Origin of the sequence: Paenarthrobacter aromaticivorans, assembly GCF_019038615.1 — a bacterium.
GTDB lineage: Bacteria > Actinomycetota > Actinomycetes > Actinomycetales > Micrococcaceae > Arthrobacter > Arthrobacter aromaticivorans.
Map to the genome: position 1 here is coordinate 46,946 of NZ_JAHOPC010000014.1, position 25,983 is coordinate 72,928.

29 protein-coding genes are annotated in these 25,983 nt (G+C 61.1%); 8 read left to right on the forward strand and 21 right to left on the reverse strand.

Features of this window, described 5'->3' with window-relative positions; genetic code table 11:
* Nucleotides 1-13: 13 nt before the first annotated feature.
* On the forward strand, nt 14-493 hold the full coding sequence (locus KSW38_RS19010; protein ID WP_308169452.1) for an NUDIX hydrolase: 480 nt from the start codon (nt 14-16) through the stop codon (nt 491-493).
* A gap of 20 nt (nt 494-513) precedes the next feature.
* Here KSW38_RS19010 and KSW38_RS19015 read toward each other — a convergent pair whose 3' ends face one another.
* Nucleotides 514-1,293 carry an alpha/beta fold hydrolase gene (locus tag KSW38_RS19015; RefSeq protein WP_308169449.1) on the reverse strand — a complete coding sequence of 260 codons (780 nt, stop codon included), beginning with the start codon at nt 1,291-1,293 and terminating at the stop codon, nt 514-516.
* Nucleotides 1,294-1,383: 90 nt separating this feature from the next.
* On the opposite strand from KSW38_RS19015, the gene KSW38_RS19020 reads away from it, so the two are divergent.
* The gene (locus KSW38_RS19020) at nt 1,384-1,956 is read left to right on the forward strand and encodes an MOSC domain-containing protein (RefSeq protein WP_216926507.1); all 573 of its coding nucleotides are present in this window, start codon (nt 1,384-1,386) and stop codon (nt 1,954-1,956) included.
* 117 nt (nt 1,957-2,073) lie between these two features.
* Here the strand turns inward: KSW38_RS19020 and KSW38_RS19025 are convergent, their stop codons facing one another.
* The 5 genes from KSW38_RS19025 to KSW38_RS19045 all read right to left on the reverse strand — a co-directional run bounded on the left by KSW38_RS19025 (nt 2,074) and on the right by KSW38_RS19045 (nt 8,254).
* Nucleotides 2,074-4,047, reverse strand: a complete 1,974-nt coding sequence (locus KSW38_RS19025) for an ABC transporter ATP-binding protein (protein WP_305799021.1) — start codon at nt 4,045-4,047, stop codon at nt 2,074-2,076.
* Nucleotides 4,044-5,777: an ABC transporter ATP-binding protein gene (locus KSW38_RS19030; protein ID WP_216926508.1), complete on the reverse strand. Its 1,734-nt coding sequence runs from the start codon at nt 5,775-5,777 to the stop codon at nt 4,044-4,046. Before KSW38_RS19030 ends, KSW38_RS19025 begins: the two co-directional genes overlap by 4 nt.
* Nucleotides 5,778-5,844: 67 nt before the next feature.
* Complete coding sequence (locus KSW38_RS19035) at nt 5,845-6,747, reverse strand: helix-turn-helix transcriptional regulator (RefSeq protein ID WP_216926509.1); 903 nt, start codon at nt 6,745-6,747, stop codon at nt 5,845-5,847.
* Between the two features lie 115 nt (nt 6,748-6,862).
* Complete coding sequence (locus KSW38_RS19040; RefSeq protein ID WP_216926510.1) at nt 6,863-7,567, reverse strand: AAA family ATPase; 705 nt, start codon at nt 7,565-7,567, stop codon at nt 6,863-6,865.
* Between the two features lie 9 nt (nt 7,568-7,576).
* Entirely contained in the window at nt 7,577-8,254 is a 678-nt protein-coding gene (locus KSW38_RS19045; protein ID WP_216926511.1) for an FMN-dependent NADH-azoreductase, read from the reverse strand.
* A gap of 166 nt (nt 8,255-8,420) precedes the next feature.
* Here KSW38_RS19045 and KSW38_RS19050 point away from each other — a divergent pair, with 166 nt between their 5' ends.
* From KSW38_RS19050 to KSW38_RS19060, 3 genes are all read left to right on the forward strand, one after another.
* Nucleotides 8,421-9,089 carry an HAD family hydrolase gene (locus tag KSW38_RS19050; protein WP_216926512.1) on the forward strand — a complete coding sequence of 223 codons (669 nt, stop codon included), beginning with the start codon at nt 8,421-8,423 and terminating at the stop codon, nt 9,087-9,089.
* An 80-nt stretch (nt 9,090-9,169) separates the two neighbouring features.
* Entirely contained in the window at nt 9,170-9,577 is a 408-nt protein-coding gene (locus tag KSW38_RS19055) for a winged helix-turn-helix transcriptional regulator (RefSeq protein ID WP_216926513.1), read from the forward strand.
* Between the two features lie 4 nt (nt 9,578-9,581).
* Nucleotides 9,582-10,196 (forward strand): thioesterase II family protein, encoded by a 615-nt coding sequence (locus KSW38_RS19060; protein ID WP_216926514.1) that lies wholly within the window; start codon nt 9,582-9,584, stop codon nt 10,194-10,196.
* An 89-nt stretch (nt 10,197-10,285) separates the two neighbouring features.
* On the opposite strand, the gene KSW38_RS19065 is transcribed toward KSW38_RS19060, so the two are convergent.
* From KSW38_RS19065 to KSW38_RS19080, 4 genes are all read right to left on the reverse strand, one after another.
* Entirely contained in the window at nt 10,286-10,897 is a 612-nt protein-coding gene (locus KSW38_RS19065) for a flavodoxin family protein (RefSeq protein WP_216926515.1), read from the reverse strand.
* A 45-nt stretch (nt 10,898-10,942) separates the two neighbouring features.
* Entirely contained in the window at nt 10,943-11,188 is a 246-nt protein-coding gene (locus tag KSW38_RS19070) for an acyl carrier protein (protein ID WP_216926516.1), read from the reverse strand.
* Between the two features lie 90 nt (nt 11,189-11,278).
* Nucleotides 11,279-12,253, reverse strand: coding sequence for a beta-ketoacyl-ACP synthase III (locus KSW38_RS19075; protein ID WP_216926517.1), 975 nt, complete (start codon nt 12,251-12,253; stop codon nt 11,279-11,281).
* Nucleotides 12,250-13,287, reverse strand: coding sequence for an AvrD family protein (locus KSW38_RS19080; protein WP_216926518.1), 1,038 nt, complete (start codon nt 13,285-13,287; stop codon nt 12,250-12,252). The genes KSW38_RS19075 and KSW38_RS19080 overlap by 4 nt, the downstream gene beginning before the upstream one ends.
* A 173-nt stretch (nt 13,288-13,460) precedes the next feature.
* Between KSW38_RS19080 and KSW38_RS19085 the strand changes: the two genes are divergently transcribed.
* A complete protein-coding gene (locus KSW38_RS19085; protein ID WP_216926519.1) occupies nt 13,461-14,297 on the forward strand; it encodes an alpha/beta fold hydrolase in 837 nt (278 codons plus the stop codon).
* Nucleotides 14,298-14,303: 6 nt separating this feature from the next.
* Here KSW38_RS19085 and KSW38_RS19090 read toward each other — a convergent pair whose 3' ends face one another.
* The 8 genes from KSW38_RS19090 to KSW38_RS19125 all read right to left on the reverse strand — a co-directional run bounded on the left by KSW38_RS19090 (nt 14,304) and on the right by KSW38_RS19125 (nt 20,260).
* On the reverse strand, nt 14,304-15,833 hold the full coding sequence (locus KSW38_RS19090; RefSeq protein ID WP_216926520.1) for a CYTH and CHAD domain-containing protein: 1,530 nt from the start codon (nt 15,831-15,833) through the stop codon (nt 14,304-14,306).
* Nucleotides 15,834-15,932: 99 nt separating this feature from the next.
* Entirely contained in the window at nt 15,933-16,418 is a 486-nt protein-coding gene (locus KSW38_RS19095; RefSeq protein ID WP_216926521.1) for an SRPBCC family protein, read from the reverse strand.
* Between the two features lie 148 nt (nt 16,419-16,566).
* Nucleotides 16,567-16,938: a hypothetical protein gene (locus KSW38_RS19100; RefSeq protein ID WP_223946910.1), complete on the reverse strand. Its 372-nt coding sequence runs from the start codon at nt 16,936-16,938 to the stop codon at nt 16,567-16,569.
* 126 nt (nt 16,939-17,064) lie between these two features.
* Entirely contained in the window at nt 17,065-17,400 is a 336-nt protein-coding gene (locus KSW38_RS19105) for a PRC-barrel domain-containing protein (protein WP_216926523.1), read from the reverse strand.
* Nucleotides 17,387-17,815, reverse strand: coding sequence for a hypothetical protein (locus KSW38_RS19110; protein WP_216926524.1), 429 nt, complete (start codon nt 17,813-17,815; stop codon nt 17,387-17,389). Before KSW38_RS19110 ends, KSW38_RS19105 begins: the two co-directional genes overlap by 14 nt.
* Nucleotides 17,812-19,041, reverse strand: a complete 1,230-nt coding sequence (locus tag KSW38_RS19115) for an Nramp family divalent metal transporter (RefSeq protein WP_216926525.1) — start codon at nt 19,039-19,041, stop codon at nt 17,812-17,814. Before KSW38_RS19115 ends, KSW38_RS19110 begins: the two co-directional genes overlap by 4 nt.
* Complete coding sequence (locus tag KSW38_RS19120) at nt 19,038-19,529, reverse strand: hypothetical protein (RefSeq protein WP_216926526.1); 492 nt, start codon at nt 19,527-19,529, stop codon at nt 19,038-19,040. The genes KSW38_RS19115 and KSW38_RS19120 overlap by 4 nt, the downstream gene beginning before the upstream one ends.
* A gap of 572 nt (nt 19,530-20,101) precedes the next feature.
* The gene (locus KSW38_RS19125) at nt 20,102-20,260 is read right to left on the reverse strand and encodes a hypothetical protein (RefSeq protein ID WP_216926527.1); all 159 of its coding nucleotides are present in this window, start codon (nt 20,258-20,260) and stop codon (nt 20,102-20,104) included.
* 331 nt (nt 20,261-20,591) lie between these two features.
* On the opposite strand from KSW38_RS19125, the gene KSW38_RS19130 reads away from it, so the two are divergent.
* The gene (locus KSW38_RS19130; protein WP_216926528.1) at nt 20,592-21,173 is read left to right on the forward strand and encodes a dTMP kinase; all 582 of its coding nucleotides are present in this window, start codon (nt 20,592-20,594) and stop codon (nt 21,171-21,173) included.
* A 135-nt stretch (nt 21,174-21,308) separates the two neighbouring features.
* Here the strand turns inward: KSW38_RS19130 and KSW38_RS19135 are convergent, their stop codons facing one another.
* From KSW38_RS19135 to KSW38_RS19145, 3 genes are read right to left on the reverse strand one after another with little or no spacing between them, the layout of a single operon-like run.
* Complete coding sequence (locus KSW38_RS19135) at nt 21,309-22,625, reverse strand: MFS transporter (RefSeq protein ID WP_216926529.1); 1,317 nt, start codon at nt 22,623-22,625, stop codon at nt 21,309-21,311.
* Nucleotides 22,626-22,656: 31 nt separating this feature from the next.
* The gene (locus KSW38_RS19140; RefSeq protein WP_216926530.1) at nt 22,657-23,844 is read right to left on the reverse strand and encodes a M24 family metallopeptidase; all 1,188 of its coding nucleotides are present in this window, start codon (nt 23,842-23,844) and stop codon (nt 22,657-22,659) included.
* Nucleotides 23,841-24,878: a succinylglutamate desuccinylase/aspartoacylase family protein gene (locus KSW38_RS19145; protein WP_216926531.1), complete on the reverse strand. Its 1,038-nt coding sequence runs from the start codon at nt 24,876-24,878 to the stop codon at nt 23,841-23,843. The genes KSW38_RS19140 and KSW38_RS19145 overlap by 4 nt, the downstream gene beginning before the upstream one ends.
* 219 nt (nt 24,879-25,097) lie before the next feature.
* On the opposite strand from KSW38_RS19145, the gene KSW38_RS19150 reads away from it, so the two are divergent.
* The gene (locus KSW38_RS19150) at nt 25,098-25,892 is read left to right on the forward strand and encodes a GntR family transcriptional regulator (RefSeq protein ID WP_216926532.1); all 795 of its coding nucleotides are present in this window, start codon (nt 25,098-25,100) and stop codon (nt 25,890-25,892) included.
* The last annotated feature ends 91 nt before the right edge of the window (nt 25,893-25,983 follow it).

Here is a 25,983-nt window from a genome sequence, read left to right on the forward strand (position 1 = left end):
GTGGGGAGGTCACATCATGATTCGCAGCGCTGGAATCCTGCTTTACCGGCAAGGTTCCACTGGAGAGTTGGAACTTTGGATTGCCCATATGGGTGGACCTTTTTGGGCGCATAAGGACGAGCACGCATGGTCAATTCCCAAGGGTGAATTCCTTGAGGACGAAGACCCACTGATTGCTGCCCGCCGCGAATTCACCGAGGAAATCGGGACTCCACCGCCGCCTGGCACCTACGAGCTCCTGGGGATTTTCAAACAGCCCTCCGGCAAACTCATCACTGCCTTCGCTGCAGAAGCGGATTCCTTCCAGCCCGATGAGATTGTCAGCAACACCTTTCCCATGGAATGGCCCAAGGGTTCGGGCGCCATCAAAGAATTTCCGGAGATAGACGATGCCCGTTGGTTTGAAGAAGCCACAGCCCGGACCAAGCTCGTCAAAGGACAACTGCCCATTGTGGACGCTTTGGTCCGGCACCTAAGCGGGAAAGACCTTTAGAACCTCCGGCCGGGTGGGAATTAGGCGCCCTTTTTGGTAACGAACTGCCGAATCCAGTCAATGGTCTCCGGGTGGTCCAGGTGCAGGCCATGTCCCGCGCCGGGAACCTTTACAAGCACCGAACGGCGGATGTGCTCACGGAGCAGGGCAGCGTTGGGTAACGGCGTGAGGGCATCCTCGGTGCCATGAATTATCAGAGTTGGGGCATTGATATCGCCGAGCCGGCTCCATGCATCGTGCTCACGACTGGCCTTGAAATGCCGCGCCTTGGCCCAAGCGGAAGCGTGGGAAGTGAAGAACGTGTGCGTGGCCTCTGGATTGTTGTGAGCCCAGTCCTCATCAAAGAAGAGCGGTACCAAGCGGTCCCTATCTCCGCTGACGAGGGCCTGCATGGCAACCTTGTCGGCCTCCGTACCCTCACCTGGCCACTTGCCTCCACTAGTGGCGGCCAACACCAGCGTCCGTACTTTCTCCGGGTAATCAATGGCCAACCACTGCGCCACACGTCCGCCCATGGAGTGGCCGTACACGTGTGCTAAATCAACGCCCGCTGCCTTGAGAACCTCGACAGCATCCCCCGCCATCAGCCTGGTGGTGTAACGCGCGGCGTCACCCTTGCTGCTGCGGCCAATGCCCCGGTGATCGAAGCGGATGACGCGGTAGGAGCGGGACAGAAGCTTCGCCGTCGGGCCCCAACCGTCCATGGCGGTCGCTTGGCCGGCAATCAACAGCATTGGTTCGCCGTCGCCTTCGGATGACCAGGCGAGTTCAGCGCCATCAGGGGCCACGGCAAAGTTCACCGTGCCACTGTATCTTCGGGGCGGCGTTAGCGCTGTGGCCTACGGCATAAGGAGCTGCCGTTCGAAGCGTAGAGGCATTAGCGTTGAATAATGACCCCTGAGTACAGGTACGACGTCGAGGTGCTGCATCTCTTGGTTTCGCCGGCGCACGCCTATTTTGGCCGTGCCCGGGAAGGCGCCGCGGACGTTCCAACCACCGATGCTGAACAGGCCGAGCTTGTAGCCGGCAAGGGCATTGTTGGCGACAGGTTCTTCGGCAAAGCCGCGCACATGGACGCCGCAGTGACTGTGTTCGCGGTGGAGGCGCTGGAATCGATTGCCTCCGAGCTGGATGCGGGGCCGTTCGATCCGTTGCTAACCCGGCGAAATGTGGTGCTCCGTGGGGCCGAGCTGGCTCCTTTGCTGGGGCATGAGTTCACTCTGGAGTCCAGCGGCGACTCCGTGCGCCTGAAAGCAGGGAGGCCCGCCCACCCCTGCGCCTGGATGGACCAGATGCTGGCACCGGGTGCACACAAAGCAATGCGAGGCAGAGGTGGGGTGCGTTGCCAGGTGATCTCCGGAGGATTGCTGAACCGGGGGCCGGCTGTCTTGGTGAGTCCCGTGCCGCTGGACCCTTCCCGGGCGGGCGAGGCAACGGTGCTGCGGCCATCGCGGCTACCTTAAGCGTGACTTCCCGACCCTCTTTGGAAGGCAGGAAGCCCAAATACAACCCCGTCAGGTTGAAAAACGCCCGCCGGCACGCCAAACAAGGTCAGGAAGCAACAGCCCAAAACCAAAGGCTCACACCTCTTCGGCCGCCGGCGCCGCAAACTGCGCCTCATACAGCCTCGAATACGCCCCGCCAGTAGCTAGCAGCTCAGCGTGTGTCCCCTGTTCCACTATCTGCCCGGATTCCATGACCAGGATGAGATCGGCGTCGCGGATAGTGGACAGCCGGTGCGCGATGACGAAGCTGGTGCGGTCCGAGCGCAGTGCGTTCATGGCTTTCTGCACCAGAACCTCGGTACGGGTATCCACCGAGCTGGTAGCTTCATCGAGGATCAGCACAGACGGGCGGGACAAGAAGGCGCGGGCGATGGTGAGCAGCTGCTTCTCACCGGCAGAGACGTTGCCGCCTTCGTCGTCGAGCACGGTGTCGTAGCCCTCGGGAAGGGACCGGACGAACCGGTCCACATAGGTGGCCTGGGCAGCTTCAAGGATCTCGGGTTCGGAAGCGGTGGGCCGACCATAGGCGATGTTGTCGCGGATGGTCCCGCCGAACAGCCACGTATCCTGCAGGACCATGCCCATCCGCGAGCGCAGTTCCTGCCGTGACATGGTTGCGATGTCCACGCCGTCGAGGGTTATGCGCCCTGCGTCCAGCTCGTAGAAGCGCATCATGAGGTTCACCAGGGTGGTCTTGCCGGCACCTGTTGGCCCAACGATTGCAATGCTTTGACCGGGCTCGGCCACCAGGCTGAGGTCCGTGATGAGTGGTTTGTCGGGCAGGTACCGGAAGGACACATTCTCGAACACGAGCCGCCCACGTGCTGCGCCCCTGGCCTCGCCGGAAATGGGTTCCGGGGATTCTTCTTCCTCATCCAGGAGGTCGAACACGCGTTCGGCCGAGGCAACGCCGGATTGGAGCATGTTGGCCATGGATCCCAGTTGCGCCAAGGGCATGGTGAATTGCCGTGAGTATTGGATGAAGGCCTGCACGTCACCCAATTGCATCGCTCCAGACGCCACTTGCAGACCGCCCACCACAGCGATGCCCACGTACACCAGGTTTCCGATGAACGTCATGGCCGGCATGATCAGCCCACTCACGAACTGTGCCCCGAAGCTTGCCTGGTACAGCTCACTGTTCTTGGCGCGGAACTTCGCTTGGACTTCGTTTTGCCGCCCGAAGACCTTCACGAGTGCGTGGCCGGTGTACGTTTCCTCAATCTGCCCGTTGAGCTCCCCGGTGTTTTTCCATTGCGCGACGAACAGTTTCTGCGAGCGCTTGGCAATCACCAGGGTGGTTCCCAAGGTGAGCGGTATGGTGACCAACGCGATGATGGCCAGCAGGGGCGAGAGCAGGAACATCATCACGAGCACGCCCAGCACGGTCAGCAGCGAGGACACCACCTGGCTGATGGATTGCTGCAGGCTTTGGGAGATATTGTCGACGTCGTTCGTCACCCGGCTGAGCAGCTCACCACGCTGGATGGAATCGAAATACCGCAAGGGAAGCCGATGGATTTTCGCTTCGATCCGCTCGCGGAGGCGATACACGGTCCGCTGGACGACGCCGTTGAGCACGTACGCCTGCATCCAACCGAACGCTGAGGCCAGGACATACAGCGCCAGCACCCAGAGCAGCACGGAGGAAAGGGCACCGAAGTCGATGCCGACGCCGGGTGTCAGGTTCATGGCGCTCAGCATGTCGGCTTTGTTGTTCTCGCCGGCGGCGCGCAGGCCAGCAATCACTTGGGCTTTGGAAACCCCTGAGGGCAGTTGTTTGGACACGACGCCGGCAAAGATGAGGTTGGTTCCTTCGCCGAGCAGCCTGGGCCCGATGACGGACAAGGTCACACTGAACACCGCGAAAACCAGGACCAGCGTCAGCCAGAACCGCTCAGGCCGCAACGTGCCCAGGAGCCGCCGGGCCGAGGCACCAAAGTTGGAGGCCTTCTCCGCCGGAATGCTCATTCCAGCGAAAGGACCACCACGTCCAGGCCCCATCGGTGGGCGCTGCGGCCCGCGTTGACCAGCTGTCATGGCGCTCATGCCGCCTCCTCCGCCGCTAGCTGGGAGGACACGATTTCCCTGTACGTTTCGGAAATCTCCAACAGCTCGTCATGCGTTCCCTGCCCAACGATCCTGCCGTCGTCGAGCACTAATATCTGGTCCGCGTCCGCGATGCTGGAGACGCGCTGGGCGATGATCACCAGCGTGGCACCGTTGGTGTGGTGTTTGAGGGCTTGCCGCAGGCGGGCGTCGGTAGCGGTGTCCAGCGACGAGAATGAATCGTCGAAAATGTAGAGCTCCGGCTGTTTCACCAGTGCCCGCGCAATGGCCAGGCGTTGCCGTTGCCCACCGGAAACGTTGGTGCCGCCCTGGGAGATGGGTGCATCCAATCCGCCTTCCATCTCTTCAACAAAGTCCCGCGCCTGGGCCACTGAAAGGGCCTGCCACAGTTCGTCGTCGCTGGCGTCGGGTTTGCCATACTGAAGGTTGCTGCGGACTGTGCCTGAGAACAGATATGGCCGCTGCGGCACCAAGCCGATGTGGCCCCACAGCAGGTCCGGATGCAGGTCGCGGATGTCCACGCCGTCCATCCGGACCGCTCCTGCAGTGGCGTCGAACAGGCGCGGCATGAGGTTCACCAAGGTTGTCTTCCCGGCACCCGTGCTGCCAATGATTGCCGTGGTCTGGCCGGCCAGGGCGGTGAAGGTGACGCCGCTGAGCACCGGCTGCTCGGCACCAGGGTAGGCGAATTCGACGTCGCGCATTTCGAGTTCGCCACGGCGGATGCCACCGGTAACAGGATTCGACGGCGGCTGGACACTTGAGGCGGTTTCCAGCACCTCCCCGATCCTGTCGGCAGAAACGGACGCGCGCGGGATCATCACGGCCATGAACGTGGCCATCATGACGGACATGAGGATCTGCATGAGGTAGCTGAGGAAGGCGATCAGCGTGCCCACCTGCATGGAACCGTCCTCGATCCGGAAGGAGCCGAACCAGATCACCGCCACACTGGAAATGTTCATCACCAACATGACCACGGGGAACATGAGCGCCATTAAACGGCCGGCCCGCAGCGCTACGTCAGTGACGTCGTCGTTCGCCCTGCCGAACCGGGAAGTCTCCATGTCCTCACGCACGAATGCCCGGACCACGCGGATGCCGGTGAGTTGCTCCCGCAGGACACGGTTGACGGCGTCGATCCGGACCTGCATTTTGCGGAACAGCGGCACCATCCGGGTCACGATCAACCCGACGGCCACCAGCAATACCGGAACGCAGACCGCGATCAGCCAGGACAGTTGGGCGTCCTGTCGCACTGCCATGATGACGCCGCCGATGCTCAACATGGGCGCCGCAACCATGAGCGTGCAGGACATGAGGACCAGTTGCTGCACCTGCTGGACGTCGTTGGTGGACCGTGTGATCAAGGACGGCGCCCCGAATTTGGTGACTTCCTGCTCGGAGAACTCGCCCACCCTGGCAAAGATGGCATCCCGCAGGTCGCGACCCATTCCCATGGCTGCCTTCGCACCGAAATACACGGCCACCACGGCACAGGCGATCTGCAGCAGCGTGATCAGCAGCATGAGGCCACCCATGCGCAGAATGTAATCTGTATCGCCCGTGGCAACGCCGTTATCGATGATGTCCGCGTTGAGCGTAGGGAGGTACAGCGATGCTATGGACTGCGCCAACTGAAAAACGACGACGGCAACGAGCAACCGCTGGTGCGGCTTCAGGAACCGAACGAGAACCTTCCAAAGCATGGGGACTCCGAACCAAGGTAGTGAACCGAAGGCCAGTTTACGTCTGGTTGCTGTGGGCAACTAGGGGTCATACGACTGCTTTCCTACCCAGACCCAGCAGGGCTGCCTGGGTCCCGGTTCCGCTCTTGGGCAGGTACGTGAAAAGGCGAAGCGCGGGGAACTGCGGGACGCCCAAAACCATGGGAGCGAAACTGAGGCGGCCCACAGCTGGGTGGTCGTATACGACATCCACATGGTACGAATCGCTTACCACTTGGCGTTGCCACAACTCTTTGAAAGCCTCCGATACCTCGCAAAGGTGCCGTGCCATGGCATCGAAGCGGTGATCGTCTGGGAACTTGGCTGATTGCGCACGGAACTGCGCCACCATGGAGCGGGCCATCATCTCCTTGTGCACGTGGGGCCGGGCGAGCTCCGGATCCGTGAAGAATCGTTGGAGGCAGCTTTCACCCACCCGGGTATCAAAGGTTTCCGCGGCCGTGGAATTCATGGCCACAACCGTCCAAAAAGGGTCAGCGACGTAGCTGGGATTCGCCATGGCATCCACCAGTTGCTGCAGCAGAGCGAGTTGGGCATCGCCTACGTCGAAGGTGTGACCGGCGGCCTGTCCCAAAGCCGGACCGCTAGCCGCGCTGTCCTTGTTGCCGGACAGGCCCGAACGACGCCCGGACGCGAGCCGCCGGACATACGTCCGATCCTCAGGGCTAAGCCGCAGTGCGTTCGAAATGGCATCGAGGATTTCCTCCGAGGCGCCAATAGCCCGCCCCTGCTCCAGCCACGTGTACCAGGAGACGCCAACATTGGCCAGGACGGCCACCTCTTCGCGCCTGAGTCCGGGAGTCCGGCGTCGTGGGCTGACTGGTAACCCGACATCCTGGGGACGGGTCTGCTCGCGGCGGGTGCGGAAGAACTCGCCAAGGCGGGCGTGGTTGGAGCGGGGTTGATGGGAAAGAGGCTGGTCGGTAGGCAATGAGGTCTCCAGTAAAAGACGAGCGTCCGGCCAACCTTCGCGGTGAAGCGGGGTCGGCCGGACGAACCGGTGAGCAGGATCCAAACGGATGTTTCCTTGTTGCTGCAGGGGCCGGTTACTGCAGGACCCGCTCCCGTTCGGAGCGCACGTCCAACTGTGCGTATTCCTCGGCTGCCAGACGTGTGGCGTCCTCCGGGCTCATTCGCGGCTCCAGGTTGAACAGGGAAGCAATCTTCTCGAGGCGTTCCTCCACGGAACCTGACACAACGTGGAAGGGGATGCCCAACTCGTCCATGGTGCGCTGCAGGATCTCATCCGACATGTTCCGGAATTGATCGTTGACCGGGCGGTGTCCATCAGCAGAGAGCGGAAGCTCGTTCTTCAGGTGCACGAACACATCGAAGGAGTTCTTGACGTGCCTCTTGAAGCTGTTGCCCAGGCTGGTCATTACGTCTTCGAAGAATGCGAGTTCCGGAGTCTTCTCCACGCTCTCCCCCGCCGCCAGGTGTGCTGAGGCACTGGGGTTCAGTCCGAGGGAAACCCGCACGGACCCGTAGATCCATTCCTGCAGCGATGAACCGTCGGAGATGAAACCGGACGAGAGCTTGTCCTCGTACACGGCACGCTCCACATGACGGGTCACAATCATCTGGATGAGCTCCGCCGCAGTGCATTCCTCGAGGGTCTTGCCAGGTGCGGCCTCAGGCAGGATTTCGCGCATGGTCCTTGCCTTGGTGCGGGGCAACCCCGTGTAGTGGGACAAGGCCATGGACGTAAACGTCTTGCCCGAGGAATAGGTACCCGAAATGCCGATGCGCACAGGGAGCTCCTAGTCGTTGACGAGCTGGAGAGTACCTGCGGCGCTGAGCTTGCCAGCGAACTCGATTGCAGCGTCACTCAGGTCCGCTTCTGCAACCTGGCGGGTGCCATCGACGTCGCCATTGAGGACGGTGGGAGCGAAGCGGACGTGGGTTGCATCCTCGATGCCCACAAAGTTAAGCCAGTCAGCGAAGAAGGTGCTGCTGAAGTCGGAGCCGAAAGCGGCCGGAACACCCGGGGCGTAGACACCGCTGGTGTGGATCGCGAGGGCCTGCTTGCCTTCCATGAGGCCGCGGTAACCCTGCTCCGGGTCAAAGCCGAAGCTCCAACCGGGCTGGGTGATGATGTCGATCCACTGCTTCAGCACGTAGGGGACGCCCGAGTTCCACATGGGGATGTTGAAGACGTAGGCATCGGCTGCAGCGAACTGGTCGAACACAGCGCGGGCGGATTCCCAAGCAGCAACCTGCTCGGGAGTCTGGTCCTGGCCGGTGAAAACGGCCATCTTTGCAGCAGCCGCGATCCGACCGAAAACAGGCAACGCACCGTCGTCGAACAAGTTCAGGGTCTCCAGTTCAAAGCTCTCCGGACCGGCAGCCTGGACGGAATCGATGAAGTGCCGGGCCAACCGCAGGGAGTCGCTGTTGGCGTATCGCGGGGAGGCGTTGATGTGGAGGATGGTAGGCATTGGCTTCCTTTCGAGGCTTTGCTTCGGGGACGCTTTGTGCCCCGTATTCGATCCTCACGGACATCGCATCAGAGCGTAAGAACGCACTTTTTTGTGCCTAGGGCACCTCAAAGTGCCCTCCCCGGGAAGGCTTCCAAATGTTGGTGGAGTCCCTAGGATTCTTCCTGTGGAAGAATCCGAAAGCCCCATAGCGGGCCACAGCAGCGGCACGTCCCAGGCCGTGTACACCGACATCGACGGCACCGTCACCGCTTACAACACCATCTTCGAGTTCCTCCGCTTCGATGCCGGCAACTCCCGCAAAGCCGAAGCGGAGGAGTTCCTTGAGGGCCTGCGGGCGGCAGCCAGGAACGGCGAACCAAGATCCGTGACGAACGCCCGGTACTTCAGCTGGTGGCGCGGCCGCCGCGTGGGCGACGTCCAGGAACTCGGCGAGCGCTGGGCCGATGTCCAGGCCGGGTCACCCGACGACTGGTCCTTCCTGGAACCCGTGACTTCCCTCCTGGACAAACACACCGCGGCGGGCCGGCGACTCGTGGCGGTCACGGCGTCGTTCGAACCTGCTTTGCTACATGTTCGACGGCGGTGGCCGAACCTTGAGTTGCTGTGTACACGGCCACTCCTTGCCGGAGATAGCTACACAGGGGAAATTGAGGGAGCCCTGGTGGGCGAAGCCAAAGCCCAGGCGGTCCTCGCCCATGCCGCTGAACATTCCGTGGACCTCAGCGCGAGCTTCGCGTATGGCGACCATAGCTCGGATCTGCAGTTCATGGCTTTGGCTGGCCAGTCGCTGCTGGTTACCACGATGCCTCAGCCTGCCGTGGTTGCCGGTTAGGTTTCAGCGTTTACGTCACTGTCATTGCCCCCAAGTATGCTGAGGACAACAGTCCATTTGATGGGGAAAGTATTGGGGATATGACTCTCACGGCTGAACAGAAACGCCAGACGGCCCGGAAGCACTACAACGCTTCCCTGGACCTTTGCCCTGCTCGGCAACTGTTGGAGGCCATCAGCAGCAAGTGGGTCACACTGGTGATGCTGGCTCTGGAAGACGGGCAGCAACGCCATAGCGATCTCCGCAAGCGGATACCCGGAGCGAGCCAGAAAATGCTGACCTCCACGCTGCGCTCACTGGAACGTGACGGCCTGGTGTTGCGGCATGTGACTGTTTCCGTACCCGTGCGGACGGACTACGAACTGACTCCACGCGGCCGTTCCCTGCTTCGGATCATCTTCGAGATGAAGGAATGGGCCGAGGAACACATGGATGACGTCGCGGCCTCCCGCATGGAGCACGACCGCCACCGGCTCACTTTCAACTAATACTGTGCATTTGTTTTGCCTGCATCATGCGGGCGGAACCACGGCGAGTTTCGCGGGCTGGCGTTTCGCTGACGTCCAGGTCACCAAATTCAGCTACAGGGGCAGGAATTTTCCGTCTATTGCTGCCGCTGCCGAGTCACTCGCCGAACGGATAGACACGTCACCGTCTCCGCAGCTCGCTCTTTACGGGCACAGCATGGGTGCTGTTCTTGCTTTCGAGATTGCGCTGCTGCTTCAGGACACCGGACGCCTTGCGCATGTTTTCCTCGCCGCCGCGCGACCGCCGTCGGGAAGGCACGACGTCGGTGCTGTCGCGGCGGCCGCTGTCAGCGGGCAAGCCCTGTCCGAGCGGGCCCGCGAGGTCTTGTTGGAGGACCTTGCGTTGCTGGGACAGTACCCTGGCCGGCCTGCAAACATGCAGCTCACGGTACCGGCCACGGTTCTCTTCAGCTCGGACGATCCCGTTGTTCCCGCGTCGGAGTCCCGTCGCTGGGTAGAGTGGTGTGCACAGGAGGCCCGGCTCCTTGATATTGGCACGGGCGGCCACCTGTTCCACCTCAGCAACCCTGACGTAAGGGAAATCGTGCGAAGGACGCTGTCCCTCAAGGCCAGTGTCTGAAAGCCAAGCCCTGCCGTTGCCATGGAAAAAGCCTGACGACACCCAAATTTGGGTGTCGTCAGGCCTTTTACGGAGCGTGGATCCGTTTTTCAGGCGCCCGCGCTGACGAGTTCCCTGTCCATCGCGATCTTGCCCGTGGTGAAAATGGCGGTGATCTCAGCAACCCGCCTGCCCAGGTGCTGGGCGGTGGCAATGTCTGCGGGGTGGACGCCTTCCACGCCGACGTCCGAGAAGGTTTGGGCCGCGGCGCCATTGAAGTAACCGAAGCGGTTGAGATCGTTTTCGCTGCCCTTGGTGCTCTTCCATCCCGGAAGCAGGCCCAGGTTGATCCAGTTCATGCCGTGCTGGGCTGCGAAAGTGGAGAAATAGTCCAGCGTGGAGTTCTTGTCACCGGCCTTGCAAGCGGCATTGGTAAAGCCTGCCCCCAGCTTGTTGTGCCACTTCTGCACGGCCCATCGGCCTGCGGTCTTCTCGGCGAACGCATGAAAGGCCGATGGCGCCGTGCCCATGTAGGTAGGGGCGCCGAAAATGATGGCGTCTGCCTGGTCGATGAAATCCCAGGATTCCTGGGTCAGCTCATCCACGCGCAGGAGAGCCGTTGTGGCTCCGGTGGCGGCGGCAGCGGAAACCACTGCGTCTGCCAGGACCTTGGTGTGGCCCGAGCCTGAATAATAAACAACTGCAATCGCCGGATTGGCCATGGTGTCCTTACTTTGTGGTCTCTGCGTCTTCTTGTAATGGTGTGACTAGATGGCGGGCTGCAGGGCCAGCTTTTCCGTGACCATGCTGGCTGCGGCGCGGGCGCTGCCTGCCTCGATGAGCTCGAATTCGTCCACGCGAACACCGAATTTGTTGCTAAGGATCACGGCGGCTTCAACAAGCGACAGTGAATCGATGTCAAGGTCGGCGAACGAGTCGTCCGGTCCCATGTGGCCGAGCTCGTCCATGGTGGACCCAATCGCCCCTACGACGTCCATAGCTGTAATTTCCATTTGCTTCCCCCTTTTACAAGTGGCCCGGGTTAGCCGGCGCCACGGTGGTCCTGCACGGCACCCCCGGCCTGCAGGAATCGGTGTCCGGCCCTAGTGCGGGTCGACAACCGAGATCGATGGCCATGTCATGGCAACGGCTCCCCAGGTAGTCCCTCCGCCAAAGGCAGTCAGGACCACCTTGTCGCCAGGACTCCTGTGGCCTTTGGTTCCAGCGTCGGTCATGGCCAACGGGATGGATGCGGCTGAGGTATTGCCCACCCTGTCCAAGTGGACCTCCGCCTTGGATGCCGGAATGCCGGTCACCGAAGCAACGGTGTTCAGGATCCGGAGGTTCGCCTGGTGGGCAATCAAGGAGTCCACATCGCCGGCAGCCCAACCAGCGCTTGCGAGCACTGTTTCCACAGAATCGGACATCGCTGCGACTGCCTGCGTGAACACCTCTTTGCCCTGCATCTCAAAAAATGAACCGGGACCTTCCGGCACTTGGATGAGCGTTTCGCCTTCGCCATCGGAGTGCAGCGTTGAGGCCTTGATGGCTCCGGGTTCCTCTGCTGTTCCAGCAGACAGGTAGGCTGCGCCCGCTCCGTCCCCGAAGATCACCGAGGTGGTCCGGTCCGTCGGATCGAGCAGGCGGGTAAAGGTGTCCGCGCCGATTACCAGGGCCGAGTCCACGGATCCCGAACGGATAGCCCAGGTCGCCGTGGTCAGGGCATAGACAAATCCGGAGCAGACCGCGGAAACATCGAAAGCAGCGATGCCCTTCAACCCCAGATTCGCCGCCACCTTGGGTGCCGTGGCCGGGCAGACCTTGTCCGGCGTCGAGGTGGCCACAATCAAGAGCCCAGCCGAATCGACGCCGGCACTGGCCAAGGCGCGCCGGCCCGCCATGGTGGCCAGGACGCTGGTGCTTTCCGTTTCGTCGGAGTGGCGGCGTTCGGCGATGCCTGTCCTGCGCCTGATCCATTCGTCCGAGGTGTCCATGACAGCAGACAGGTGCTCGTTGGTGACCACTTTCCTAGGTAGTGCTCCGCCCAGTCCCCGGACAACGGCGGATGCCGCACTCATTTCTTATCCCCCACGGAAGCACTTGCTGCCGCACCATGGGACGGCAGTTGGTGGGCAACGCTGCAAACTACTTCGCCGCCGTCGAACGTTCCTACCACATCAGCGAGGCGCCACCATCCGCCGTCCTTTGGGATCAACCGGCTCTTCTGCAGCTCCACTGCAAGGCCGGTCTCCTGCCCGCCCCCATTCTTCGGGCAGGAGCCGTTGAGTGTGATGCGGGTTTTGCGCATCCACAAGGTGTTGCTGTCCGCGCGGTTCATGGAATCGAGCCGGTACAGGAGAACCTGCCCCAGCTGCAGCGAGGCAACAAAGTACTCGACGGCGGATAGTGCCTGCGGGTAGGCGGCCTCCAGCCCGCGGCGGTCATCGAGGCCTCGGGATAGTGGGGTCTGCTGGTGGAACGAGAGCTGCGCGCGGGCCGTTCCTTCACCGGGATCCAGAACGACGTCCAGCAGCGAAACCTGCCGTTCTGCCCACAGGCCACCGTAGAGACGGGTGCTGGCGTCACCCACCAGAGCTTCCTCGGACGGCGATTGCACTGACGCGAGTCCGAGCTCGGCGTGCTCATGGGCCACTTCCAGGACCGCGGTCATGGACGCAACAGAGCAGCGAAGGACCGAAGCGTGTCCCAGGTCCTGCAGCGTCGCCCGGCATTCGAGATCGCCCAGCGTACCTTCCACAGGCTCACTGCCACCCGAGATGGTCACCGACGCCAGATAGGCGGCAGGCAGCAGTTCGGGAGAATACCGGCTGGCCAACAAAGCCTCTGCCATCCTGGCAGCCAAAACAAGGACATCCGTGGTGCCAAGGTGTGGGGTTTGCTCCGAGTTCCCCTTGATGGACCACGTACCTTCAACGCCAAGAGCGGCGCGGGCAGTGAGCGTGGATTCGGAGACAGTATGGTTCACGCGGAGGTCCCGGAGATTCGGGTTGGTGGTCTTGTAGCCGTGGCTGAAGAACCGACCCCGACCGTCGCCCAGGAGATCGTCGATGGACGGGTAATTCTCGGTGCTGGAGCGTAGGGCAAGTGGCATGGATGTTCCTAGGATCGTCATCGGCGGTGATCCAAGAATCCATCGTCCAGCCGGCGGCAACCAGTGTCCGTGGATGGTGGTGGTGGGAACACCAGTCTGCGGATGACCCGGCCCGCACCGGCCACTAGGCTGGAACCGTTCCACCCCAGAACCGCTATGAAGGGACCGAAGTTTTGGCTTACGTCACTGTAGGAAACGAAAACAGCACCGAGATCGAGCTTTACTACGAGGACCATGGCACGGGGCAGGCGGTGGTCCTCATCCACGGCTACCCGCTGGATGGTTCATCGTGGGAGAAGCAGACAGCAGCCTTGCTCGACGCCGGCTATCGCGTCATTACCTATGACCGCCGTGGTTTTGGCAAGTCCAGCAAGCCCACGGTCGGCTACGACTACGACACCTTTGCCGCTGATCTGAAGGTCCTCCTGGAAACCCTGGACCTGAACGATGCCGTGCTGGTTGGCTTCTCAATGGGCACCGGCGAGGTTGCACGCTACATCAGCACGTACGGTTCCGCCCGGGTGGCGAAGGCCGTCTTCCTTGGTTCCTTGGAGCCATTCATGCTGAAGACCGATGACAACCCGGACGGCGTTCCGCAAGATGTCTACGATGGGCTGTATGAGGCTGCCAAGGCAGACCGCTACGCCTTCTTTACCGACTTCTTCAAGAACTTCTACAACAGCGACACCTTCCTTGGAACAGAACGCCTCAGCCAGGAATCCGTGGACGCCAGCTGGAATCTCGCAAGCCAGGCGGGCGCCTTCGCGTCCGTGGCTGCACAGCCCACCTGGCTGACGGACTTCCGCGCGGACATCCCCAAGATCGATGTTCCGGCTTTGATCGTTCACGGCACCGCGGACAACATCCTCCCCATCGACGTCACGGGGCGGCGCTTCAAGAAGGCACTGCCCAGCGCCGACTACCAGGAGATCGAGGGCGCTCCCCACGGTCTGTTGTGGACGCACGGTCCTGAGGTCAACGAAGCGTTACTGGCCTTCCTCAGGAAGTAGCACCTCTTACTTTTTGAGGCGGAGCTTCCGGGCTTTCTTGCCGCTACGCAGATACTCCTGCTGCGCGGCGTCGGCCTTGGCGCGTTCAGCGGCATGGAGCAATCCATACGTGAAGGCGCTGTTACCAGCACCGGACGCAGACCCCAGTTTCAAAAGCTCGGCACGGGCCATGGCGCTGTCCTGATGCTCACCCAAAATGGTCTGGACATCATGGGCAGCGTCCGCGAGCTTCGCGGCGCGCTTCCCGTGGACACTTTCAGCGGTGGCCGCGGCAAAGCGCAGCTTCTTGGCGGTCTTGCGGACATCGTGAAAAGCCGAGTCACGGAAAGGCCCGACGGCGGCACCCACCGCTGCGTCGTGGCGTTTGGCGAGGCGCTTGGCGGCTTTGTTAACGAGCTTGGCTGTGGTCTTGCGTGCGGGCCCGGTTCCCTGCGGCGCGATGGCGGGAGAGTCCAGGAAGGCTTCGAGCCCATCCAGAAGCCGGAAATAGCGCGGGCTGTTGAGCCGGGTCCTGATTGCTGCCATGGCCGTGTCCGTCCGAATCTTCATCCGCTCATCCAGCTCGGCGTGAAAAGGACCCAAAACCAGCTTCATTGGCAGCTCCTCCACATCCTTTCGGAGCCGCTCATGAAGGACCTCTACATCCCGGTAGCGGCCAAGGGTCTTGGCCAACGATTTCAGTTCAAGCTCAAGTTCCTGAACCGGGGAACCCTTGAAAAGTTTGCGGTAGCTGTGGAGCACGGAACGGATCCGCCGGGTCAGGGAGCGCATCTGGTGGACGGCATCATCCCGGTTCATTCGTACATGGGCATCCTGTAGGAGCAGCTTGGCCACCTGGGCGTCGAGGTAATTCAGTACGGGTACAACGGCCGGCCCCTTGCGGCTGGGGATCTCGCGGCCGGTCCCCTTTGCGCGCGGCCATGAATCCCCCAAGGCTGTTGCCAGTTTGGAAGTGCGCTCGCTCGGGCTCGCTCCTGCATCAGTGAGCCGGGCTTCGGCGGCGTCCAGAATGTGCTCGGCGTCGTCCGCCAGCCGGCTGCCGTTGAGCTCCACTTCCCATTCGCGCCATTGCTGTTCGCTGGGATTCCCGAGGGACACGCGTGCCCGCACTTGGTCGTCCACAAACTCGGCCACGCGTTCGCCGTCGTCCTGGTAGAGGGGGTAGGTGGTGCGCTCGGTGTTGAGTGTGGCGACTGCCACCACTGTGTGTCCGCGCGTGTAGGCAAGCACCCGATCCATCAATTCCACCGGGACTGTATCCGCCTGGCCCAGGGGCGCGTGGATTTCGGTGCGACGTCCCGGACTGTGGGGAAGCTTGAGGTGCCAGCCGGCGTCGGGACCTCCTGTCCGCCGCCGCAGCGTGATTCCGCGGGCCGCAAGCGCGAGGTCATTGGTGTCGAAATAGACCGCTTCGAGGCTGTGGGTGGCTGGCTCTCCCACGCGGGCCACGCCGTCGATCTTCTCAAGCGTGGGAAGCGGCGTGGAAGGATCGACGTCGAACTTCCGCTCGGCCTCGACGTTGCTGGAGGTTGCCATCACTTCTCCTCACAGGAGCTTGTTCTTCGTGGCACCCGTGGAGGCCGGCCCGTTCGCTGGCCGACCTCCACCGGTAGAAAGGCTTAGGCCGGGAAGCCGCTAAACCAGTGCTCCTCCGCCCTCGTCCACATCGCCACCGGATACGGTGCCACGCCAAGCTCCGGTTTCATGCCCTTGCGCCTCGATGAACTTCTTGAATTTGTCCATGTCGGCGCCCACCCGCAAGCTGTCCGCTCCGACCGCCGAGCCGGCTTTTTCAGCGAGGGTGTCAGGCTCCCATTCGATCTCCACATTGACGCGGGTCCGCCCCGCGTCCAGCGGTTCAAACGTCACCGTTCCCGCATTGCGCGGGCCGTCCACGCTCGCCCAGCTGACCAGGGAATCGGGCACCTGCTCAATGATCTGGGCATTGTATTCGCGCTTTACGCCACCCACATTTGTCGAGAAGTGGAGAGCTGTATCATCGATCTGTTCTACGGACTCCACTCCGTTCATGAACTCCGGAAAGGTCTCGAACTGCGTCCACTGGTTGTAGGCGACTGAGACGGGTACATCTACTTCGATTGCTTTATTGACGGTAGCCATAAGGTGTTGCTCCTTCAATGTTCTCTTCTTGGACTGGACACTTTTCTTGGACCGGACACTTTTGGGTCGGGTATTGCCGGCGGCGCGCCAGCCGGCTGGCTGCATAACCGGTGGCGCGCCTGTCTTATGGGCGCGCCGTGGTTACGGCCTAACCTGCGTCGAAATTCTCTTCGTCGTCGTCCTTGGGTGACTGGTCCCGGGGCAGATCATTGCCGCTGCCATCGGCCAGGGAGTCAGCTGGCTGGTCCAGATTCTGCTCGGCCTGGGACTGTTCGTCGATGCCACCGAAGCGGCCTGCGCCAGGTTCGCCTGCGCTGTCCGAGTCCTCGGGATCCAGGTGGCTGAGATTTGGTGCGCCGGTTGCATATGTTTCGCCGTCGGGGCTGTCCTCGCTCAGGCCGGCTTCGCTGAGGTCCTCTTCCACACGGGGCTGCGCCTGTGATCCGCCCGCTTCCTGCTCTGCGGTAGGGGTACCGTACCCTCCGACTTCCTCTTCAGGTGTTGCGTTCTGCTTGTCCATGTGACCTGTCCTTTCCATGCGGTGGAACGTGTTAATGGAACACTTCGAACCTATAAGGACGGTTGGCGACGTGTCCATGCTTTGAAGAAATTAGTCAGCAAACTTAGCAATTTCGTGCTGGAGGCGCTATCGTGGCAGCCCCGATTCGTAGGGCACGAAGTCCGGACGCAACACCACCTCACTCGCACCCATCACCGCGATGTCCTCCCACAACACCAGGAACGATCCCCTGTGCCACCAACGCAACAACTGCGCCACCGGCCAAGGCTGCGTCATCCCTTGCCGTTCAAACCCAAGGAAAGACGACGCCGTCCGCGGACTCACAATGATGCCCACCAAGCGGGCCTGGCTCAGGAGTTGGGTCGGTGCCGAGTCCAAGGCGAAGCGGAAATCTGAAACCTCGCCCAGCCGGTCACCATTGCTATCCACCACCTCACGGCCGAGCATGTCAGCCAGGATCATGGCTACCTCCGGGAATCCGGCCAATGACGTGGTTCCGAAGCCAGCGCTCCACCCACGAAGCATCAAGGGAGTCCGAACGCACCCCCACAGTAATAACGGTGTCCACACTGGCTACGACGTCCCACGGGATACGGATCAACCTGTCCGACGGCGGCCTGCCGCCGAAGATCCGCGTGCCAAGTACCGGACCTGTCAGCAAGGCCGTAATGCTCGGCGGTGCAGCACCCTCCGGAATGGGCTCATCAGGCACGGGACCGCTCAACTCAAGGTCGTCCACCGTGGTGACGGGTACGCCGTCGACGTCCAACACCTGCCGGTCCAGCAAGTGCAGCTGGGCATCGAGGACCAACCCTGCCGGACGCGGCGCGGGCTTGACCTCATGTGGCTGGATCGTCCTCCGCTTGGCGGCACTCATGCGCCTGCTCCTGTTGCGATCATGAGCGGGATTGCAGCCAAGGACGCGGCCAGGATGATCACCAAATACACCAGCCCCGCAATATTCACTGCCCTGTTGTTGACGTGCTCGCCCATGTATTGGGGATCATTTGACACGATCAGAATGGGCAAATAGGTCAGCGGCAGCGCGATCGCGGAGAACACCACCGAGTACTCCGTCACCAGGATGGGGTCCACCCCAGTGACGAGAACAGCAGCACCGGCCAGCAGGACCACGATCATGGACATGTGGAACCTGGCGGCCTGGGCCGGGCGCCGGAACTTCCCCCATGACCATCCAAAGAACTGTGCCAACGTGTAACCGCTTGAAAGGGTGGTTTCCAGCGCCGCGCCGAACGTGGCCGCCACAACGCCCAGAATCAGCACGGCCAAGGCCAGTTGGCCTCCGGCCTGGGCAACGGGCAAAGCAACCTGCGAGAGCGTGGTGACGCTGATCCCGGCAGGCAAAAGAACGACGGCGGCGCACGCGGCGATCGCCACGGAAAGGAACCCGCCCAGCGGGAACCCAAGAAGGACGTTTATCCGGGCCTGAAGAAGATCCTTGACCTTCCACCGCTCCTCCACAGCTCCGGAGGAGAAGAAGAAGACCTCGTACGGCGTCATGGCAGCCCCGAACAGAGCAATGGCAAAGTACCAGTACACGCCCGCGCCCTCCTCCTTCGGCACCGAGGGCGTGAACGCCTGGCTGGCCAGGACACCCCAATCGGGCTTAAGGAGAAAGAGTGCCACCGCAAAGACCACCAAGGAGAGTCCCAGGAGCCCGGTAACGTTCTCCATGATCTTGAACTTCACACGCCAAATCACCAGCCAAACGGCCAGCAACGCAACAGGGACCCAGAGCAGGTAAGCCACACCGCTGGCCAACTGCAAAGCCAAGGCGATGCCGCCGATCTCAGCGGTGACCGTCATCAGGTTGATCAGGAAGGAAGCGCCAAGGTTGGCCAGCCCGGCGCGTGGCCCCATGCGCTCGCGGATAACCTCGAAAGTCGCCCGTCCCGATACGGCCGCCACCCGTCCTGACATGTTGGCAAAGAGGCAGATTCCGACGACGCCCACCACCACCACCCAAGCCAGGGATAGCCCGAAGCGGGAACCCACCACGGCGTTGGTCACCAAATCCCCGATGTCAACGAAGCCCCCGATAGCCGTCAGGATGCCAAGCGCAACACCGAGGAGCCGCTTCACTGGATGCCGGCCATGGTCATGAGGGCTTTGAGCTGGTCCGTTGCGCTACGCAACTCGCCCAGGACCTCCGGCAGGCCGTCCGCGCCTGAACCGGATTGCCCTTGCTCTTGTTGTTCTGCGTTACCGGGCGCCGTCAACGCATCACGGGCATGCAGCAACGCACGCGAGATAGTGGCGAAGGTGGCCAGCATGTCATCACGAAGCGACTTCTCCTTCTCGGTGGGGGCGGTGAAACCCTCAATCTCATCGGTGGCCGACTCCACCTCGCCCAACATGTCGTCGGCGGCAGTGGACCCGGCAGCCGCCGTCGTGCTGTCTTTTATCCGGAGGTCCACAGCAAGGGTGGCTGCCTGGACAGCTGCATACACATCTTTTGCTGGCTTCTCAAGCGTCTCGGCGGAAGGGCGCGGGGAGCATGCGGCCAAGGCTCCGGCGAGTACCGCCAGAGCCAGGAATATCGCCCCGAGGCGTCCGCCTTGCCGAGTCACGATGGCTGCGGAACCTCGCAGCCTGCCTGTGGATCCATCCCTGTGTAATTAAGCGGTCCGGCGACGATATTCAAAGCGATCGTCGCGAACTGCGAACACTGGGCGGGCGGGGCGTTGTAATAGCCGCGTTGGCCCGCTGCTATTGCCCCAATGACGAGCCATACAACTACGATCAGCCCGATAATTGAACCGACTCGCATTTCTTCCCCCATCCATAAACGGGAAAACCCAGCTTTTGCTTCTTACTGGGAGGCCAAAGGGCGCGGTCGGGGCCGGGATACCTTCCCTGGCCCCCGACCGCAAAACCCCATGTCAATCCGACGGATTAGTTTCGGTAGTTAAACCGCGATCATCCGCAGTCCGCTCATCCTTCTCTTCTGCCGGTCCAGGTGGATTCGCGGACTCATTACCTCCGGCATCGGCGGCATCTTCCGAACCTGTTCCGGATGCGTCGCCAACAGGTACTTGATCATCGGAGGTGGACGCACCAAGATCCCGTGGGATCGGATGACCGGGCGTCGTTATCCCATCGTGCACCTGACTGAAGCCGGCAACTTCGCTTGGATCAGTTGTCATACGCGCGACCGGCCCCGGCCAAGAACCCAGCCAATGAGGGCCAGGACCAGCAGGATAATTCCTACCCAAAGCAAGAAACTCAAGGCCTGGTTAAAACCGCCAACAAGCAGCAGCACGATCGCAATGACGCCAGCAATCACCAATAGTGTGTTCATCTAAGCTACGCATCCCTTCAAACAAATTTGTCCAGTTAGGAAGGCGTCCGCTGGGACTCCAATTGGAGCTCCACCCCAAAGCAACGGGCACCGAACGGAGAAATGTTCTCCTTATTCCGTACTTACCCCAAATGACAACAGTTCAAACAGAACCACTGCCCTCCGAAGCACGTGCACAGCATCATGATAGGCGCGCATTGTGTTTCGGCGAAGTAGTTCAACAGGAAACTTAGTATGTCTTGGCGGAAAAGCACTGCTGAAGCGTGATCTATGCCTCAATCAGGGACAAGGCCGGCCTCCCCTCCGTTGAAAGAGAGACGACGGGAGGCCCATGCTCATTGTTCTGACAGGAATAGACGGTTCAGGAAAGACGACGGCGGCCCGCGCCTTGGTGGATTCGGCTCGCGCCGAGGGGCACGATGCGCTGCTGCTTAGTAACCATGCTGCACGCCGACGGATGTCGCTCTTTTCTGAGCGGTTTGGGTGGAGCTTGCCGCCTCGGGGTGCCGATTTTGTAGAGACGTGCATCCGCGTGGTCAACGTGCTTGTTTCGCATGCGCGAGCCCTGCGGTTCGACGGCTTGGTGGTCATGGACAGGCATCTCTACTGCCAACTTGCCCTGCGCCGCGCGGTTGGATTGGGCCGGGGCAGGCTGCTTCCGTGGTTGCTGGAAAAGCTCCCTGCTCCGGACCTCGTGGTCCACTTAGATGCCGATCCGCAGCATGCATACCAACGGGTTATGGCGCGCGGCACCGATCACGAAGAGGTGGCAGACCTGGAAGCGTTCCGGACTGCCTACTGCTCGCTGCCAGAGTTCAATGACTTCATGGTCGTTGACGCCAACGGAACGCCCGAGGACACGCTCGCCCAGCTGAACATGGTGATCGACCGAAAGGAACCCGTGCGGGTTTGAACCCAACTGGGTCGCAGATGACGTGACGAGCAGAGCAACGGGATAATTTGAGTTATCCCTCCCCTTCAGATGCAACTTGAGGGGAGGGACACTTCCGTTCCCTCCCCTCAAGCATGACGCTATTTTGCTTTGCGGCTAATTTGATGCTGCGGCCGCGTCCCTGCCTTTCAGGGCAAATACGGCGACCAGTCCGACAATCAGCGCGGCAAAGATGACGTAGTACGCCGGTGAGAGGGGGCTGCCGGTGGATCCGATCAGCCAGGTGGAGATGAATGGGGCGGTTCCTCCGAAGCCGGCCACAGCGATGTTGTAGCTGACGCCAAGTCCTGTGTATCGGACGTCTATGGGGAAAAGCCGGGTGGTGGTCGTGACCGCGGTTCCTCCAATGAGCGAGACAATAGCGGCAAACAGGACCTGTCCAAGTATCACGGAGCCCAGCGTCCCGACCGCGATGAGCTGGAACAGGGGTACGACGCAGACGATCATGAGTGCGGCAAAGGCGATGAGCAACTTCCTGCTGCCGACCTTGTCGGCAAGAATCGCGGCGAACGGAATCAAGATCATCAGGACCACCAGCTGCAAGGAGTTCCCAAGCAGGGCGTCCGTCAGGCGTACCTGGGTTGTGGTCTTGATATAGGTCGGCAGGTAAGTAGAGAACATATAGATGCTTACCGAGTAGCCGATGGTAACTCCGATGGCGATGAGCCCTTCGGAGCGGTAGTTCCTGAACACCGAACCAAGTGGCGTCTTGTGGGGTTTCGGTTCTGACTGGGCTTTCCTGAATTCCGGAGTATCTTCCAGTTTTGCCCGCAGGATAAGCCCCAGCACACCGATGATGCCGCCGAGGATGAAAGGAATCCTCCAAACCCAGTCACGGAGGGCCGCCTCCGAAGACAACAGGCCGCAGAGTGCTGCAGTCAGCGAGCCCACCAGGGTTCCTGCGGACGCGCTGACTTGAACCCAGCTGCCGTAAAGGTAACGACGGTTGCGCGGCGCATATTCGACTGTGTAGACGGAGGATCCGCTCCACTCCCCGCCGGCCGAGAAGGCCTGGACAAAACGAAACAGGACGAGCAAAGCGGGCGCTGCCAGGCCAATTGACGCATAGCTGGGTGTTAGGCCAATGGCGACGGTGGCTGCGCCCATGAGTGCAACAGTGGCCAGGAGGACGTTCTTTCGCCCGTGCTTGTCTCCAAAATGGCCGAAGAAAACGGCGCCGAGGGGGCGGATAAAGAACGAGGCCGCGAAGACGGCAAAGGTCGACAGGAGGCCCGCCGTTGGGTCCTGGTTTGGGAAGAAGTTCGCTGCGATGATTACGGCGAACAGTCCGTAGACAGCGAAGTCATACCATTCCACCATGTTGCCAATGGCACCGGCGAGCACAGCCCGTCGCCTGATGGAGTTGGTAACCGTTTCGCTCATCACGGGAGTTGGTTTCGTTGTTTCATTCATTTTATTTTCCTACCTTTCTGGGCAGCCAGGGTTAGGACAAGAGGTCCTCGTCGTAGGGGAAGCTTGTAAGCATTTCGTAGCCGTTTTCCGTGACAAGTACGGTGTCTTCTATCTCGACGCCGCCTACTTCCGGCTGGTCAGGTGTGCAGGCGGCAGGCTCAATGTTGATGACCATTCCGGGCATCAACACGTCCTGCACTCCGGGAGCGATGACCGGAGCCCCGTGAAGGCCGTAGCCGAGCTGGTGGCCGGAGGCCCAGGGCATGGTGTAGTTGCCGTATCCTTCCTGGATGAGGACATCGCGTGCAATCTTGTCGATGGAGGCACAGGTGACTCCGGGCCGGATGGCGTGGATGGCTTCCTGCTGGGCGAGCCAGGCGGCCCGGTAAAGCCGCTTCTGGGCTCGGGAAGCTTTTCCGCGAACAGTTCCGCGTGCGAAATCTCCTGTGTAACCGCGGTAGACGCACCCAAGATCCACGATGACCATATCCCCGTCGTTGATCCGTCGTTCGGTTGCGAGGCGTTCGAAGATGGCGGCGTTTGGTCCGGACGCCACGTTGGTAATGAATGGCGTCATTTCCGATCCCGCGAGGCGCATTTCGTACTCCGCCGCGGCAGCAACATCAATTTCACGTGGCGCGTCCGGCCGACGAATTGTCTCCAAGGCGACCCTCATTCCGTCCTGGGTGATGGCCAGCGCCTGCCTTATGAGGGCGATTTCTTCGGGCTCCTTGATTTTGGTTGCATCGGTCCACAGCGCCGATGCGTCGACGAACTCGGCCTTGGGGAGTCGGTTTTGGAGTTCTCGGTCCAGGTCATGGGTGAGGAAGTCGAAGCCAATCCTGCCCTTCGTCAGGCCGTGCAGGGTGAGAATGTCTTCGACGGTTCCCGCCCATGTGCTCCGGCTTCCAAGCTGTACTACCTCGTCAGCCCTTGAGCGTGATATTGCCCGGGCGCGTTCGCCGCTGAGTGCTGTTCCGAGGATTACCGGGCCTTTGTTGATGAGTAGAGCCAGGTACTCGATCTCGATAAAGGGGCGGTACCCCTTCGCATAGAACCCGGTTATCCACCGCACGGCGTCGTGCTTAATGAACAGGATTGCATCCAGCCCCCTCTCGTCCATAAGGGTTCGCATGCGCCGGACTTTGGTTTCCTGTAAGCCATCACCGCCGTAAAAGAGGGGTGACTCCACGGATGTCTCAACTGTTTTCATGTTCATGGCAAGTTCCTAAGGGTCTGCAGATCGGATCCGGTGGGCACGCTTCCAGCAACCGGCAGCACGGCGTACGTCCAATCACCGATCCTTGTGGCGGGAACCGTTCGCATTTCACCGATAAGACCGCCATGCGGGGCGCGGATTTCGTGAAGTTGCTCGCCAAAGGGATCCACAATCTCGCCCAGGATCTCTCCCGCTTCTACGGTCTGCCCCAGGGCCACACGGTGCAGAAGGAACCCGCCGGTTGGTGCCTGGAGGAATTCCCCTGTCTTCGCTGCGCGGACGATGGTGTGATTCTCCGTGTAAGGGACTGTCCATTTTTCCGATTCGGGAACCATGCCAAGCCGCTGGGCAACACCGGCAAGCGTCATTCTGGCCTGTTCCGCCAGGTCCTCCCGCATGCGCCCTTCGGACCCGATTTCGACCAGAATGGACGGGACTCCGCTCTCGGCAGCGACCAATCGCAGGACGTTCTTGAACGGCACGGCCGCATACAAGGTTTCAATACCGGTTGATTGAGCCAGCTTGAAGGACTTCTCACCGAATTCCCCCGGGCTGTCATCGAAACCGACAAACGGCATGAGGCCAAGAGTCATTCCGCCGCTGTGCATGTCAAGCAGGTAGTCCGCTCCGGCCACGATGTGCGTGACCAGCGCATCGGCAACGCGTTCAGTCAGGAAGCCATCAGGGTTACCAGGAAAACACCGGTTTAGGTCCAAGTGGTCTACCGGGCTGTGCCGGGAGAAGCTTTCAAATGCCGCGGGGTTGGCCTGGGTGGTGGCGACAATAGCCCCGGAAAGCGTGGATGGATCAACATCGGACAGAAACCGTCGAAGTCCTTCGCAGCAGTCGTACTCGTCTCCGTGCACCCCGGCAATCAGAGCCAGTCTCGGGCCTGGCTTGGCACCGTTAATCACTACCAGTGGGATGCCCAAGGGCGTCCCATCCGGCCTGGTGCCCAGCTTGAGCCAGCCAGTCTTTTTCTCTCCTGCCTCCACTTCAAGCCCACCTACGGTCAAGTTCCGGTTTTCAGTCATCTGACAATGCCTCCTCGCGCAGTCCTGACAACACGCTTATTTGTACGTTCAATTACGGTACATGTATTCTTGAGGAGTTGTCTAGAGGTCTAAAAGGTTCTGTTTTGCCAAGGAAGAACGCGAAGGAGGGGCCATGAAAAACCCCTGCGCCGGGGTGGCTGAAGTCATTGGTATTGGCTATGGTTGTATTTGTACGTACAACCGAGCGAAGGCTGCAGTGTGACATCACCGATCGAAACCCTCGACGCCGAATCACTCCTTGCCGACATCCGCGATGCCGGGCCGCTGCCAGGAGAAAAGCGACATGAATGGCTTAGCAGGGCTTTGCGTGAAGCCATCAAGATGAACGTTCTGCCTGAGACCGCCATGCTGCCCACTGAAGCCCAGCTAGTGAAACAGTTCGGGCTAAGCCGCCAAACCGTACGTAAGGCCTTGGAGGAACTCGCCAGGGAACGACTAATCGTACGAATCGCCGGCAAAGGTACGTTCCTGGCACCGTCAGGGGAGACTGGACGGCAGTTCAGCTCGGCGAGGGACTTGCTCTCATCGGTTCATGATTCGCGCTACGAACTCGTCATTCCCCTTCACAAGCGCATCGAACTGGCCGCGGCAGGCAGGCTCCGTCTGCCAACCGACGACGTTGCCTGCGCATCCTTCCGGCGCCTTAGCGATCAGGGCGCCTTTTGCTACACCTCGGTGTTCATGCCCCCTCACATCGGCGAACTGCTCCAGGATGTAAGCGAACTAAAGGAACCCGGATTCGCTTCGTACAGAACTGTGGCCGAAATCCTGGATGAGCGCATCCCTGGAGGCATTGCGAGCGCAGAGCAGAGCATCACCGCATCGGGCTTGTCGCCAGAGGCAGCCATGAACCTTCAACGCGAAGAAGGAGAAACTTCGCTGCGCATCGACCTCGCGTATTACGACGATCAGCACGCCATGGTGGAACTACAGTCCAGCTATTTCCTCCCGGAATCCTACTCGTACAGGTCCCACTGGCAGCGGCTCTCATAGGAGCTTGACCTACTTCACCGTTGAAACTCCCCAAAGCCCCGGATAGGGTTGCCGGACCGTCCAACCACATCATCGTCTGGGAAAAATCTGG